Raw genomic sequence first — 13,404 nt, 5'->3', positions numbered from 1 at the left:
ATCACTGACCCGTCACACCACTGCTCAGCCAACGGCCCCAGAGCCCACAGACGAGCCCGACACCCCCCTGGCGACCGTCCGGCAGCTTCACAGCCGCCGCAATCCCCACTGACCGGAGTGCGGCTGCTGGCAGGGCGCTGCATGCCAAGCATCGCATGGAGGCGCTGGAAGACATCGTCCCCGGGGATGGCTGACGCCCTGCGCGACCGGGGGACGGTCGAACCGGTCGCGGAGACGGGCATCGCCGTGTTCAAGGTCGCCTTCACGCGCTGGATCGGCGCTCCGGGCCTACCGGGGATCATCCGCGCGTCGCTCCAGGCCATGCGGAACGTGGCCGCGGAGCACACGGCCGGCTGACCCTCGGTCGGCGGCGGTTCCCCGTTGGCGGCCGAGTGTGCCTGTTCGGCACCGGATGCTGCCCTCGCGTACCTGGAATTCAGGCGGGGCGGACCGTAGAACGGGCACATCCACGACTACAAGGGGATGCACATGCCTGTAGCCAAACATGACGACATCGGCACATCCGAACGTCGTTCTGTGGCCATACGTCGGCCGGCGACTTCCGGCGGCGCCTCCGCCGTAAGGCATCTCGGACTGCAGAACAGCGCGGGGAATGCCGCTGTCGTCCAAATGCTCCGCCAGGCCGGGTATCCGTGGGCCCGAGGCCGGCATGAGCACGGCCCCGCATGCGGGCATCAGGCAGACGGATTCCAGGTTCAGCGCTCCGCGCAGGGCGAGGAGCACGCCCACGAGGATGTGGCGGACCACAGCGCGGCCGGCCAGAAGGCTCTGCTCGACGCCGCCATGGCGTCACCGAGCCGCTCGCTTCCCGCAGCACTGCTCGCGGAGGCGATGCCGTTCTTCCAGAACCCGAACCTCTCCGCCACGCGCCTTCACGACAACCCGGTCGCCCAACGAGCCACAGCGGCGCTCGGGGCCAGGGCCATGACGGTCGGCAACCACATCTTCGCGCCCCCGCAGGTCGTCGCGGACAAGAAGGTCATGGGCCACGAGCTGAGCCATGTCAACGAGAACCTCAAGGGAACTCTCGAGACCGGTCACAGCAACGGTGCTGGAGTCACGATCACCGATCCCGGCCAGAGCTCCGAACTCAAGGCGGAGAGGGACGGGGCCTCCTTCGGCTCCGGTGCGGCGACCGCTCCGTCCGTCGTCGCCCAGCGGGCGGTCACGCACGGCGGCTCGGCGGCCATCGACGAGGGCGCGTCGACAACGCGTGGAACAGCCGTGCAGCGCATGTACAGCCCGCCGCGGGGCCGGCGGGGCAGCGAGGGTTACGAGGCCGACTCCGAACACGTGGCGGGTCCGGGGGGCGAAATGGATATGGACCGCCTCATGGAGAGGCTCGACAGACTCAACAACACAGGACGTCGCTCGTTCCGCCGGATGGCACCCCGCACGGCGTCCGAGGAGCGGGTGGCGGCGGAGCGTCAGCGGATTGCCGACGAGGCCTATGACGCAGACGCACAGCAGGCGGCGGCTCGGACGGAGTCCGAATCGGAGTCCGCATCGGAAGCCGGTACCAGCGCGCCGGTACATCCGGCCGGGCCGCTCGCCGACCTGCCGGAGCACGAAGACCTGACACCGCTGCGCGATCTGCTCCTAAACGAGCTGAGTGACGGTCGCCTCAGCAGGAAGCTGAAGGTCACGTTCAAGGTGAACGGGGGCGATCGTGACCCCAGGCGGGACACGGGTCATGCCTGGATCGTGATCACCGGATCGGACGGGACGACCGTCCCCTTCGGCTTCTACCCGAGACAGGGGATCGAGTACTGGGGCAATGTCCGAGGTGGCGTCATGTGCCCCGACTGGTATGACACCCGCGGCTACGCCACGCACCGTGAGTCGAAGATGGTGCCCTTGAGGAACATCATCAACGGGTACCGCCTCACCTATGAAAGGGTTGCGGCCGACTACAACTTCACCAGGCACAACTGTTCGACCTTCGCCGGTGACGTCTGGAGGGTCATGACCGGCAGGTCCATCCCCCGGGAGTGGTTCACCGCCTTCGGCATGCTAGGTACGGTCATCTCGACCCCTCAGGGTGCCGCCGAGGGCTTGGAAGCCCATCAGACGAGGCGGTACAACAGGCGGCGGGAGGCCCTGCGTCCCCTCACGGAGAGCGCCATGCGTTGGATGATCCCTCATGACGGTTTGCCGGACGAACTCGCCCACTGGATGGCTCTGAGCACGTACTCCCAGAGCGGCAGCGCGTCGGACGGTGTGGACGACTGACCGACGCACCGGCCGACCGGCGGGCCGAGCTGATGGGCCTCGTCCGTCAGCCGGTCTGCCGCCCGGCGACTCAAGACCGACCACGGCCCCGAGGGTTCCTCGCTCCGCACATCGTGTCGGGGCGAGGGAACGGTTCAGTCCGTCGCGGGAAGCGTCAAGTGGGTGAGGCTGCGGTCGTGCAGGCGGCTGAGGAGCAGCAGTGAGCAGGTCGCGCCGATCAGTGCGCAGAACATGTCCCACTGGGTGTCCCAGACGTCGCCCTGGGTGGCCAGGAAGGCGTCGGCGGAGTGGCCGCCGGTTACGGCCGCTGCCCACTCCAGCATTTCGAAGACCGCGCTGAAGGCGAGGCAGGCGCAGACGGTCAGCGGAGCCAGCCAGCGGCTGCCGCGCAACGGCGAGGTGCGGACGAGGAGTTCACGGACCAGGATCGCCGGGACGAAGCCCTGCATGAGGTGGCCGAAGCGGTCGTAGGGGTTGCGGTCCAGGCCGAACCAGTCGCGGACCCAGTCTCCGGCGGGGACCTCCGCGTAGGTGTAGTGGCCGCCCACGATGAGGACCAGCGCGTGCGCGGCCAGCAGCACGCACAGCAGGCCGCTCAGCGGGAAGCGTCGACGCAGCAGGACCGCCAGGGGCAGGCCCACCATCACCCAGACCGTCTCCAGCACCCATGTGGTCGGGTCCTTGGCACCGAACGCCGACGCCACGAGCGCCGCGGCGACGGCCACCGCGAGAACGGCGGGCAGCCTGCGGCCGCTTGCGGCTTGCGGGGTGTCCGGGCGTGCGTCCTGCGACGGGCTGGTGGTCGGGTGGATGGCGGACATTGCTGGCTCCTCGCGTCTGGGTGTGCCGTCATCCTCCGGTTCGCCGCGAGTCCCCGGCCTGAGTGCGGGTACTCAATCGGCTTTCGTGCGTACCTAGTTGGGGATCGTTCAAAGGTCGGCTTCACTGGTTTCTGCTGGTGTTCGACGGGCCGAAGAACTCGATCTCGGCGATGGCTACCTGCTTGTCGGCGGAGGCGGCGTAGGACGAGCGCACGATGAGGCGTACGGCGGTGACGTCGCCGGCGCGGAAGGCGCGGCGCTGGCCTCCTGCGGCTTGGTCGAGGGTGAGGAAGCGGGATTCCTTCTTGCCGTCCGCGGTGGTGATCACGGCCTCGACGCGTCGTGGGAGGGCCGACTGGGAGAGCTGGTCGGCGTGTATGGAGACGCCGGGGGTGATGATGATGTCGAGCAGCCGGGTGGGCTGGTCGAAGCGGGCCTCGATCCACTCCCCCGCGCCGGACTGGTTGACCCCCGGGCCCCACCAGGTGTTGTTGAGCTTGTCGAAGGCGAGTTCCGGACCGTGCCGCGGATAGGAGCGCGAGGCTTTGACGCTGTCCGGTCCGACCGGGCCGCGCTTGGTGAAGTGGTCGCGTACCGCGCTGACGGCGTTGTCGGCGTTGACGACGGCGGTGATCAGGAGGGTGAGCAGGACCGCCCAGAGCGCCCAGGTCATCAGGTACCCGAAACCCCGTCTCAGAAGCCGTATCTCAACCGATCTTGGAACGTGCGGATCGAACGGAGTTCCTGGTTGGGTGATCTTCCGGCGGTACGCGCATGAAGGCAGGGCCTCCTGGTAGCTCGGGGGTGCGACCCCATTCCGACGACCTCGGTGCTGGAGACGGACAGGTAGCGCTCGTACTGCTGCCACCAGCGCTGCGAGACGCGGCCAAAGGGGGCGTCCAGCGAGTTGTAGGTGCGGGCTAGTTGCAGGCTCTGGCCGACGCCGGCGATGTCGAAGTCGGTCGCCGTCAGCATCAGGTGGCCGGTCGAGTAGTCGATCTTCGCCTTCAGGGCGTCGGTGATGGCGAAGCTCGTGTAGCGGTGCCAGGGGACGTTGCCCTGCCCCTCCGGCACCACGTTCAGCACCGAGCTTCCGAAGCCAGTGTCGATTCGACCGTAAAGGTGCGATTGAGGCCGATGACATACATGAGCCGCGCGGCGGAACTCGCTCGATGGGAACATGCTCGGGACGCCTCCTTGGCCGGAGATGTCGCCGTAATTCTGGTTGGAGGAGCGGTCGGCTGCGGGAAGAGCACCTTCGTGGCGGCGGCAGCAGAGGGCGCCGTCACCCGGGGAGCCGTCGCCCTGCAGGCGGCCGGAACAGCGGAGGAACAGACCGTACCATTCGGCGTGCTGCGTCAACTGGCGCTCAGTGGCCCCCTCGACTGGTCGCCAGCCCCAGGGCCACTGCACAGCGAGCAGGGTGACTCCTAGCGCAGCGGGGCGCACCGTCGCCCGCCCCCCTCACGGCAAGGAATGAGCAGACTTGAGCAGACCAGTGCTGAAGGACTCGGTGATCAAGGCAGCCGGCTGACGGTTTGGAGCCGTCAAGCGGTAGGTGCGGTGCAGCGTCGGGTCCACTGGCAGGTCCTCATCCGGCCGGTGTGGAGGAATCCCGGTCCAGGGAAGCGGTTGTCCCTGGCCGTACCAGAGGAGCTCCCTGCCAACGTGAGCACTATGCCGCCGCAACGCGCCGCCCAGCCCGAGGGGCTCTGTGCGCAAGGAGTCGGCCACCTCGGGTGGGAGGCGCTCCGGCAGGAGGAACGACTCGGCGTGGTATACGGGGGCCCTCGTCACACGCACCACGATCACGACGCGTCGGCGCACTGCCAACGCCCCCGGGGCGGCCTCCAGCCACCGGCCCATGTCGGTAGCCAGGCCGACGTTCCGCTCGTCCAGCACCCGCACGGCCAGCGGCTGCAACAAGCAGGCTGCGATGAGCGTCGTCACGGTCCCATCACTCGTCAGGACACCCCGCAGGATCGGGTCAACGGCACTCGCGTCGACATCGCTTAGCGCGGCGGGCCGGTGATGCTGGGCTCGAAAAAAGTCGTCCATCAGGGACGTAGACGCCTCCAAACCGGAGGCTGCGCTGCGTTCCCACTGCTCGGTGGGCACCATCTCCTCCTCCTTGCCGTCGGCCTGTCAGCCCCGGCCGAGCACTGCCCCGCCGTTGATCTGGATGATCTGGCCCGTGACATCCCCCGCCTCCGCGGAGGCCAGCCAGCGGACCGCGCCCGCCACGCCCTCGGGACGGGCGGCTCGGCCGACGAGGGTGGCGTCGAGGAGGGTGCGACGTCGCTCCCCGGTCATGCGGTCGCCGAAGAATTCGGTTCCCTCGACGTAGCCGGGCGCCACCACATTGGCCGTACCGAGACCGCCGAGTTCCTTGGCCAGCGTGTACGTCCAGGCGTGCAACGCGGACTTCGCTGCACCGTACGGCCCTCCACCGCGCAGGGCGGCGACCGAGCTGACTGTGATGATCCTGGCGCCCGGGGACCGCGTGAGATGCGGCAAGGCCGCGGTCGTGAGCAGTACGCAGGACAGGACGTTGCGCCGCCACTCGTCGAGCCACGCCGCAGCCACGTCGGCGAGGGCGCTGCCCCTGATGCGGGTCGTCCCGCCGGCGTTGTTCACCACGGTGGTGATCGTGTCCTCCGGTCCGGCCGCGGCGGCCACCGTGGCGACTGCGCGTTCGGCCTCCTCCGGTTCCCTGAGATCTGCGGCGTGCCAGACGACGGCATCCGGTCCGACGGCCCGGTTGATCGCGCGGGCCGCCTCTTCGAGCACCTGGGCTCGGCGTCCCAGGAGAACGACCCGGTGCCCGGCGTCCGCCAGCGCGTGCGCCACCGCCCGGCCGATGCCCGTGCCACCTCCCGAGACCAAGGCGATGCGTGTCATCTCCCCCTCTTTCAGCCCGTCCTGTGGGATGTCCGCGGCCGGCTTCGAGGAGTCGCCGGGCGGACTCACCGTAGGCAGGCGGGGGCGCAGGACGGCCAGTCGTTGCGCGCATTGATGAGCAGTCCTTATGGATGGCGGGAGGGACCGACGGCGGTCGGCATGCTGACACGCGTGATCCCCTTCAGTGGTCCCCCGCTGCCCAGCAGCAGACCGGCCACGGCAGCCGGGGAACGTTCCGCCCTTGTCCGGCTGTTGACGCTGTGCGCACGGCACCGGGGCCTGTGCGTCACGGCGACGGTGGCCGCGGCCCTCGGCGGACTCGCCGCGACGGCGGCGCCCCTGCTCCAACGCTGGCTGATCGACGCCGCCCTGGCGGGTCGAGACGGCACCCTGCGAAACCTGTGCTTCGCCGGGCTGCTGGGCACCGTGGGCGTGGCCTTCGGCGGCTCTGTGTGGCGCAGACGCGCGGCGCAGGAGCTGTCGCTCAGGATCGAACACGAGCTGCGCACCGAGCTGTTCGCCGCCGTGCTGCGCAGTGGCCCCCGCCACGAAGGGCTGCCGACGCCGCGCCAGGCGGCCACCCGCGCCGTCGCCGACCTGCCGCCCATCACCTCACTCCTCGGTATGGGGCCGCTCCTGCTCGGCAACCTCGTGCTCGTGGTCGGCATGTCGGTGGCGATGCTCGTGCTGTCTCCCGGGCTGACCGCAGTGGCGGCCGGACTGGGGCTGGGGCTGTGGGCAGTGTCCCGCCGGGCGAGAGACCGCATCCTCCCGGCGGCCACGCAGGTGCAGCGGCGGGTGGCCGAGCTGGTCTCGGCAGTCCGGTCGGTCATCGCCGGCGCCCGTGTGGTCAAGTCCTTCGGCCGGGAGGCGGAACAGCAGGAGCGACTGGTCGAGGCGGCGCGTCGTCTGCAAGCGGCCCAACTGGACCGCGCCCGCCTCACCTCCCGCTTCGAGCCGACACTGCAGGCGCTGCCGACCCTGGGACAGCTCGCGCTGCTGGCCCTCGGTGGGTGGCTGGCGGTGCACCAGCGGCTCAGCGTGGGCACGTACCTGGCCTTCGCCTCCTACCTCGGTCAACTGATCGCCCCCGTCAGAATGATGTCCCGTCTGGTGTCGGTCGGTCAGCAGGCCCGGGCGGGCGCTATACGTGTCTTCCAGGTCCTCGACGCGGGCGGGCTGGACGATGCGGTCACGTCCGCAGGGTCGGTTGCGCGCCCGGTCCGCACCCCGGACGGCGGGCCCCCAGGCGTGCGGTTCACCGCGGTGGCCTTCGCCCACGGCGGCACACCCGTGCTGCGGCACTTCAGTCTGAACGTGGCGGCCGGCGAGACAGTGGCGCTCGTCGGGCCGCCCGGGGCGGGGAAGTCGACCGTGGCGCGCCTGCTGGTCCGGCTGCACGACGTGCAGGAGGGGCGCGTCCTGGTGGGCGGTCGCGACGTGCGGGAGCTCGATGTGCGCGCCCTGCGTTCGGCCGTGGGCCTGGTGCCGGAGGACCATGTCGTCTTTGCGGACACCGTGCGCGCCAACATCTCCTACAGCCGCCCGGGGGCCACCGACGAGGAAGTACGGGCCGCGGCCAGGGCGGCCCGGGCGGACGAGTTCGTCCGCGCCCTGCCCCAGGGCTACGACACCGTCCTCGGCGAACGGGGGGGGTCGCTGTCCGGCGGGCAGCGACAGCGCCTGGGGCTGGCCCGGGTGCTGTGCGGGAACCCGTCCGTCCTGGTCCTGGACGACGCGACGTCCGCGGTGGACCCCGCCTTGGAGGCGGAGGTGAACGACGCGCTGCGGCGGGAGTTCGCCGGGCGCACCGTGATTTTGATCGCCCGGCGACGGGCGACAATCCGCCTGGCCGACCGGATCGTGGTCCTTGAGGAGGGCCGCGTGAGGGACTCCGGCACGCACGAAGAGCTGCTCGGCCGCTGCGGGGTCTACCGCCGGCTGTTCGCGCCGGACAGCGCCACCGGAGGAGGAGCCCGGTCGCCCTGCGCGGAGGAGCCGGCGCTCGCACCACCCGCCCCGGCCATGACACCGGCGCCGCTCCCCCGGGCGACTGAGCAGCTCGGGTTCTTGGGACTACTCAGGCGGTACAGAGGGCCGTTGGCGGCCTGCGCGGCACTGGTGGCTACCGACGCGGTCGCCGGCCTAGGAGTGCCGTTGCTGGTCCGCCGGGCCATCGACGGAGGCGTACGGCACATGGACTTCGGGGCGGTCGCCGCAGCCACCCTGTTCGGGCTCGGCATCGTGCTCGCGGACTGGGCCGTCAACGTCGTCCAGGTCCGGCTCGCGGCCACCACCGGTGAACGGCTCATGCTCGACATCCGGACTCGCCTCTACCGTCATCTCCAGGCCCTCGGACTGGACTACTACGAACGGGAGGCAGCCGGTGCCACCCTCAGCCGGGTCACGACCGAGCCGGACCTCCTGGCGGGCTTCCTCCAGACGGGTCTGGTCTCCGTCACGGTCAGCGCGCTGACCGTGCTTGGCGTCGGCGGCTCCCTGCTGATCATCGACGCCGAACTGGCTTGGGTGGTCCTGCCCGCGTTTCCGTTGCTCGTGGCGGCCACTATCGTCTTCCGCCGTCGCATCGTGCCGCTGCACCGGCGCTCCCGGCAGGACCTCACGGCCGTCAATGCGTATCTGGAGGAGAACGCCGCTGGCGCCGAAGCGGTGCTGCTGGCCGGCAGGGAAGAGGTGAACACCCGGCGGTTCACTGAGCTGAGCGCGGTCTTCCGGCACGGCCGGGCGCGGGCCCAGCGGCTGGTCGCGCTGTACTTTCCGCTCGTCCAACTGGTGACAGACCTCGCCGCGATCGTCATCCTGGCGACCGGGCTGCACCGGATGGCCGCGGGCACCTTGAGCACCGGCGTTCTGGTCGCCTTCCTGCTCTTCCTCAACCTGCTGTTCTCACCCGTTCAGCAGCTGTCCCAGCTCTTCGACAGCTACCAGCAGGCCGCGGTGGGCATGCGCCGCATGCGTGATTTCCTCGGCACGCCGGTGTCGGTGCGTTCCCCGGCCCGTCCCGTGCCGGTCGGCCGGCTGCGCGGCGACATCGTCTTGGACGATGTCCGGTTCGCGTTCCCCGGCACGGCCACGGAGGTACTCGCCGGTGTGACTCTGCGCATCACCGCGGGCGAGACCGTCGCCGTGGTCGGTGCCAGCGGCGCGGGCAAGTCGACGTTGGTGAAACTGATCGCCCGGCTGTACGAAGTCACCGGCGGACGCATCCTCGTGGACGGCGTCGACGTGCGCTCCTACGACGTCTCCGCCTACCGCCGCCGCCTGGGATCGGTGCCGCAGGAGCCCTACTTCTTCGAGGGCAGCGTCCGGGACGCGATCGGCTTCGCCGCGGACGGGGCGACGCAACGGGCCGTCGAACGGGCCGCCGAGGCGGTGGGGCTGGACGCGGTCATCGCGGCGCTGCCCGGCGGTTACGCCCACCGGGTCGAGGAGGGCGGGACGAACCTGTCGCTCAGCCGGCGTCAACTGCTTGCCCTGGCGCGGGCCCGTCTCGCCGACCCGGACATCCTGCTGCTCGATGAGGCGACCTCGGCGAGCGACGCCAAGGCCGGCCTCGGGGGTGCGGCACCGGACGGGGGGACGCGCCGCACGACAGTGATCGTGACCCACCGGCCGGCTGTCGCCGCGCGTGCCGACCGCATCGTCGTGCTGGACCGCGGGGTCGTGGCGGAGGACGGCACGCACCAGGAGCTGTTGGCACGCGACGGTCTGTACGCCGCGATGTGGCGGGTGGACCGCACGTCCCCCGGAATCGCGCCGGTCAGCGGGCGCGGAGGCACCTCAGCAGAGTAGCGTCACCCTGCACCCGGAGCCGGTCCGCGGCGGTGGCCCGGCCCCACAGTACGAGAAGCAGGTCCTCGGTCGTGCCCTCGGCCGTGCAGTCGGGCGCCGGGCCGGCCCCGGGGACGTCCGCCCTCGGGGCGAGGAGAACGCCGGACTCGCGCACGGCGATTCGCCAATGTGCGCCCGTGTCGGTGGCGGTGAGCGCGACAGTGCCGGTGGGGCCCGCGATTCCCGCGTTGCGCCCGCCCGGCAGGAAGGTGTCCAGGACTTCCGTCACGCCGTCCGTCCACAGCGTGCTGTCCACGCTGTGCCGCACCCCCAGGGCGTTTTCGGCGTCCCAGCGGTGCAGTGCCGTCTCGTGTGCCATCCGGCGGTGCCAGAAGAGGGCCACCGGGGGCCGGCCCGCCCAGTTCCAGGCAGGCTCGGTCGGCGACACCGCGTCCAGCTCCTGTTCCATGGCTGTGAACTCCCGCTGCCACCAAGTCAGGACGGGCATGTGGGCCGGGACCTGCGGCCGCTCGTGCCGGGGGGTGCTCGCGGTACGGCGCTGCAAATGCTGGCGGTGCCAGCGGTAGACACCGGCGACGTGGGCGATGAGGTCGTACACCGTCCACCCGGGACAGGAGGGCACGGCGGCGTCGAGCCGTGTCGGGTCGACCGAGGCCGAGAAACGCGCCGCCTCACTGCGGAAGGACCGCAGCCACTGCTCCTTCGTCCAGCCTGCACCGGTGGACGGCGTCGTGCCATGGATCGTCGTCATGTGTCTGCTCCCTCTGCCGTACGGGTGCGTCCGGGACGGCGCATTGCACCGAACTGCGGATCTCTGCGGAGGACGACCAGCTCCCGCTGTGTTCGCCGGGTGCGGGGCCGGTCGGGGTCCGGCATGGACCTCAGCACGGCGACCGCGGGAGCGATGGCGCGCTCGCGCTCTGCGGGGTCGAGGGCCCACAGGAAGAACGGCGCACCGCTTTCCAGGAAGGCAGCCGCTTCGGCCGGTGACTGCCGGTGGTACGTCGGTTCGAATCGGCCGGTGTGCTCCACGGTGAATCCCGCCCCGGGTGCGAGCAGGCGCAGGCGCGCCGAGCGGTCGTCACGCCGCCCGTCGCCGTCCAGGTTCCGCCAGACCTGTTCGTACACGACGCCGATGGGGTCGTCGGCGGGCAGCAGCACACCGGAGGCGATCACGTACCGGCCGCCGGGTTCCAGTACCCGCGCGACCTCGGCGAGCACGGCGGAGGCGTCCGCGACCATCTGGAGCACCCACACGCTGACCGCCTGCCGGAAGGCCGCCGCCCGGAACGGCAGTCGGGCGGCGTCCGCGGCGACCACCACGGGGCCGAGGCGCTGCCGGGCCCGCACCAGCATGGCGGGCGACAGGTCCAGCCCGTACACGGTGTGCCCGTAGTCCACCAGCGCCCGGCCGACCACACCAGTGCCTGTGCCGACGTCCAGGACGGGCGCGTCCGGGTCCAGGAAGGGCACGAGCCGGGCGGCGACCTTTCGGCCCCGCTCCTCGCCGCCGCGCGTGCCGTCGTAGCGCGGTGCCACTCCGTCGAACCCGTAGGACCCGGTGGCTCCGTGGCCGACTTCGGCGCCGTTCACCAGCCCATTCCCTGTCCTCCGTCCACGGGCACCAGGGCACCCGTGATGTAGCCGGCGTGCTCTCCGACCAGGAAGTCCACCGTCGCGGCCACCTCTCGGCTGTCACCGAACCGGCCCAGCGGTACGTGGGCTCGGATGCCGGCACGGACGCGTTCCGGTACGCGCCGCGTCAGCTCGGTCTCCACGAATCCGGGCAGGACCACGTTGACCGTGACGCTGTGTGGTGCCACCTCCCGGGCGAGGCTGCGGGCCAGACCGATGAGTGCGGCCTTGGCCGCGGCGTAGCCGCTCTGCCCTGCCACACCGACGGTCGCGGCGACGGAGGAGACGAAGACGAGCCGTCCCCAGCCGCGGTCGGTCATGCCGGGTACGACGCGCCGGGCCGCGTGGTAGGCGGAGAGCAGATTGCCTTCCACCAGCGCGCGGAAGGACGCCTCGGACGTCCGGGCGAGGAGGGCGTCGTCGGTGATGCCGGCGTTGGCCACCATCACCTCCACCGGCCCGAGTCGGTCCTCCACTTCCCGCACAGCCGCGTCGACGTTGGCCGCCTCGGTGAGGTCGCAGCGCACCGACAGGAAGTCTCCGGGGGCGCCGCCCGATCGGGAGAGCACCGCCACCTTCCGGCCGCTCGCCCGCAGCCGTGTGGCCGTCGCCAGGCCGATCCCCCTGCTCCCGCCGCACACCAGGGCCACGCGGTCCTGTCGCACCACCGGCCGGTCCTCGTCCGTGGTTGGCATCACGCCGGCTCTTCCCCTGCAGCGACCGCGTGCTGGGCAGCCCGGTCGGCGACGGCGAGCGTGTGGTCTAGGTCGGCGTCGGACAGGGCCGCGCTCACGTACCAGTGGTGGTTGGGATGCAGGAGGAGCCCCTCCCGGACCGTCCAGGTGTAGAAGAGCCGCTTGCGCTGCTGAGCGAGGGCGGTGTCGTCGAACTGCAGGAAGGGCATTTGGGGTGCTCCCACGACGCGTGCGGGCAGGCCGGTCCGCGCGATCACGTCCCGCAGCCCCTGCTGGAGCCGGGTGCCCAGTGCCTCCACCCGTGCCAGGGCCGGGGTGGTGGCGAGCACGTCGATGGTGGCCAAACTCGCTGCCATGTCCAGGGAGTTGGCGAAGAACGTTGACGAGATGTGCACGTTGGCGAGTTCGCGCAGGATGTCGCCGCGACCGGCGACTGCCGACACCGCGTAGCCGTTCGCCATGGCCTTGCCCACGGTGACCAGGTCGGCCCGTACCCCGAAGGCTTCCTGAGCTCCGCCCAGCCCGAGCCGGAAACCGCTGCGGATCTCGTCCAGGACCAGCAACGCGCCGTGCCGGTCCGCCAGTTCTCGTACGCCCTGAAGGAACCCGGGCTCAGGGAGGGTGGTCTCGAACGGCATCATGAGGATGCACGCGACGCGGCCGCTGAAGCGGTGCAGGACCTCCTCCAGCGAGGACAGGTCGTTGTACCCGAATGTGGTCACCTGTTCGGCCACGGTCCGGGGCACACCGGGGCTGCGGATCGCGGCCCAGTCGTGCCACCCGTTGTAGCCCCAGCGGACCACCACGTCGCGGCCGGTGAAGGCCCGGCTCAGCCGGACCGCCGAACTCGTCGCGTCGGAGCCGGTCTTGACCAGCAGCGCGGTTTCCGCGTGCGGGATCACTTCTGTCAGCCGCCGGGTCAGCTGCTGCTGCGCCGGTCGCAGCATGGACAGCGCGAAGCCCTGGCGTATCTCGGAGATAGCCGCGTCGTCCACCGCACGATGTGCGTGCCCCAGGATGATGGTGCCGTAGGCGAGGATGAAGTCGAGGTAGCGGTTGCCGTCGACGTCCCACACGTAGGCGCCCTCGCCGCGCGCGGCGTACAGCGGGTACTCGCCGTCGATCAGCCGGTCGCTGGGGATGACGTCGTCGGCGGTGGCCGCGATCGCGTCACTCGTCGCCGCGGCGGCTGCCAGCCTGACCGACTCGGTGAGGGGCAGCGGCGGTGGTGGCGCGGGGCGGGTGGCGGTCCGGGAGGCGTGCAGTGTCATGGCAGACTCCTGAGT

At 70.8% G+C, this 13,404-nt stretch carries 11 protein-coding genes and 1 pseudogene; 3 read left to right on the top strand and 9 right to left on the bottom strand.

The features are described from left to right. Positions 1–186: 186 nt before the first annotated feature. Both AQJ30_RS38940 and AQJ30_RS09050 read left to right on the top strand, forming a co-directional pair. Positions 187–357, top strand: coding sequence for a hypothetical protein (locus AQJ30_RS38940; protein ID WP_211278946.1), 171 nt, complete (start codon positions 187–189; stop codon positions 355–357). A gap of 132 nt (positions 358–489) precedes the next feature. Further along, positions 490–2,253 (top strand): eCIS core domain-containing protein, encoded by a 1,764-nt coding sequence (locus AQJ30_RS09050; RefSeq protein ID WP_107119537.1) that lies wholly within the window; start codon positions 490–492, stop codon positions 2,251–2,253. 134 nt (positions 2,254–2,387) lie between these two features. On the opposite strand, the gene AQJ30_RS09045 is transcribed toward AQJ30_RS09050, so the two are convergent. The 5 genes and pseudogenes from AQJ30_RS09045 to AQJ30_RS09030 form a co-directional block, all read right to left on the bottom strand. Further along, entirely contained in the window at positions 2,388–3,074 is a 687-nt protein-coding gene (locus tag AQJ30_RS09045; RefSeq protein WP_067230833.1) for a DUF2238 domain-containing protein, read from the bottom strand. A gap of 121 nt (positions 3,075–3,195) precedes the next feature. Continuing rightward, positions 3,196–3,747, bottom strand: a complete 552-nt coding sequence (locus tag AQJ30_RS09040; RefSeq protein ID WP_211278945.1) for an NADase-type glycan-binding domain-containing protein — start codon at positions 3,745–3,747, stop codon at positions 3,196–3,198. 146 nt (positions 3,748–3,893) lie between these two features. Beyond that, positions 3,894–4,148, bottom strand: a pseudogene (locus AQJ30_RS36755) (DUF6531 domain-containing protein); the annotation flags it as partial. A 390-nt stretch (positions 4,149–4,538) separates the two neighbouring features. Then, positions 4,539–5,195 (bottom strand): chorismate pyruvate-lyase family protein, encoded by a 657-nt coding sequence (locus AQJ30_RS09035; RefSeq protein ID WP_067230831.1) that lies wholly within the window; start codon positions 5,193–5,195, stop codon positions 4,539–4,541. 24 nt (positions 5,196–5,219) lie between these two features. Next, positions 5,220–5,975, bottom strand: a complete 756-nt coding sequence (locus AQJ30_RS09030) for an SDR family NAD(P)-dependent oxidoreductase (RefSeq protein ID WP_067230829.1) — start codon at positions 5,973–5,975, stop codon at positions 5,220–5,222. Positions 5,976–6,146: 171 nt separating this feature from the next. Between AQJ30_RS09030 and AQJ30_RS09025 the strand changes: the two genes are divergently transcribed. Beyond that, positions 6,147–9,788, top strand: a complete 3,642-nt coding sequence (locus AQJ30_RS09025) for an ABC transporter ATP-binding protein (protein ID WP_159052313.1) — start codon at positions 6,147–6,149, stop codon at positions 9,786–9,788. On the opposite strand, the gene AQJ30_RS09020 is transcribed toward AQJ30_RS09025, so the two are convergent. Genes AQJ30_RS09020 through AQJ30_RS09005 form a run of 4 tightly spaced genes read right to left on the bottom strand, consistent with a single transcriptional unit; the run spans position 9,757 to position 13,389 of the window. Further along, positions 9,757–10,539, bottom strand: a complete 783-nt coding sequence (locus AQJ30_RS09020) for a maleylpyruvate isomerase family mycothiol-dependent enzyme (RefSeq protein WP_067230826.1) — start codon at positions 10,537–10,539, stop codon at positions 9,757–9,759. The two genes, AQJ30_RS09025 and AQJ30_RS09020, sit on opposite strands and share 32 nt — an antisense overlap. Continuing rightward, on the bottom strand, positions 10,536–11,381 hold the full coding sequence (locus tag AQJ30_RS09015; RefSeq protein ID WP_067230825.1) for a class I SAM-dependent methyltransferase: 846 nt from the start codon (positions 11,379–11,381) through the stop codon (positions 10,536–10,538). The genes AQJ30_RS09020 and AQJ30_RS09015 overlap by 4 nt, the downstream gene beginning before the upstream one ends. Then, entirely contained in the window at positions 11,378–12,118 is a 741-nt protein-coding gene (locus tag AQJ30_RS09010) for an SDR family oxidoreductase (RefSeq protein WP_067230822.1), read from the bottom strand. Before AQJ30_RS09010 ends, AQJ30_RS09015 begins: the two co-directional genes overlap by 4 nt. Next, complete coding sequence (locus AQJ30_RS09005) at positions 12,118–13,389, bottom strand: aspartate aminotransferase family protein (RefSeq protein WP_079083926.1); 1,272 nt, start codon at positions 13,387–13,389, stop codon at positions 12,118–12,120. The genes AQJ30_RS09010 and AQJ30_RS09005 overlap by 1 nt, the downstream gene beginning before the upstream one ends. Between the last annotated feature and the right edge of the window lie 15 nt (positions 13,390–13,404).

It is taken from the genome of Streptomyces longwoodensis (assembly GCF_001514125.1).
GTDB lineage: Bacteria > Actinomycetota > Actinomycetes > Streptomycetales > Streptomycetaceae > Streptomyces > Streptomyces longwoodensis.
The sequence above is the reverse complement of the archived record's forward strand: the minus strand, read 5'-3'. Positions and strand labels throughout refer to the sequence as shown.

Excerpts from the sequence above, each read along its gene's own strand:
- AQJ30_RS09035 (WP_067230831.1), bottom strand. The coding sequence starts at position 5,195 with ATGGTGCCCACCGAGCAGTGGGAACGCAGCGCAGCCTCCGGTTTGGAG.
- AQJ30_RS09050 (WP_107119537.1), top strand. The coding sequence starts at position 490 with ATGCCTGTAGCCAAACATGACGACATCGGCACATCCGAACGTCGTTCT.
- AQJ30_RS09040 (WP_211278945.1), bottom strand. The coding sequence starts at position 3,747 with ATGACCTGGGCGCTCTGGGCGGTCCTGCTCACCCTCCTGATCACCGCC.
- AQJ30_RS09010 (WP_067230822.1), bottom strand. The coding sequence starts at position 12,118 with ATGCCAACCACGGACGAGGACCGGCCGGTGGTGCGACAGGACCGCGTG.
- AQJ30_RS09030 (WP_067230829.1), bottom strand. The coding sequence starts at position 5,975 with ATGACACGCATCGCCTTGGTCTCGGGAGGTGGCACGGGCATCGGCCGG.
- AQJ30_RS09045 (WP_067230833.1), bottom strand. The coding sequence starts at position 3,074 with ATGTCCGCCATCCACCCGACCACCAGCCCGTCGCAGGACGCACGCCCG.
- AQJ30_RS38940 (WP_211278946.1), top strand. The coding sequence starts at position 187 with ATGGCTGACGCCCTGCGCGACCGGGGGACGGTCGAACCGGTCGCGGAG.
- AQJ30_RS09020 (WP_067230826.1), bottom strand. The coding sequence starts at position 10,539 with ATGACGACGATCCATGGCACGACGCCGTCCACCGGTGCAGGCTGGACG.
- AQJ30_RS09005 (WP_079083926.1), bottom strand. The coding sequence starts at position 13,389 with ATGACACTGCACGCCTCCCGGACCGCCACCCGCCCCGCGCCACCACCG.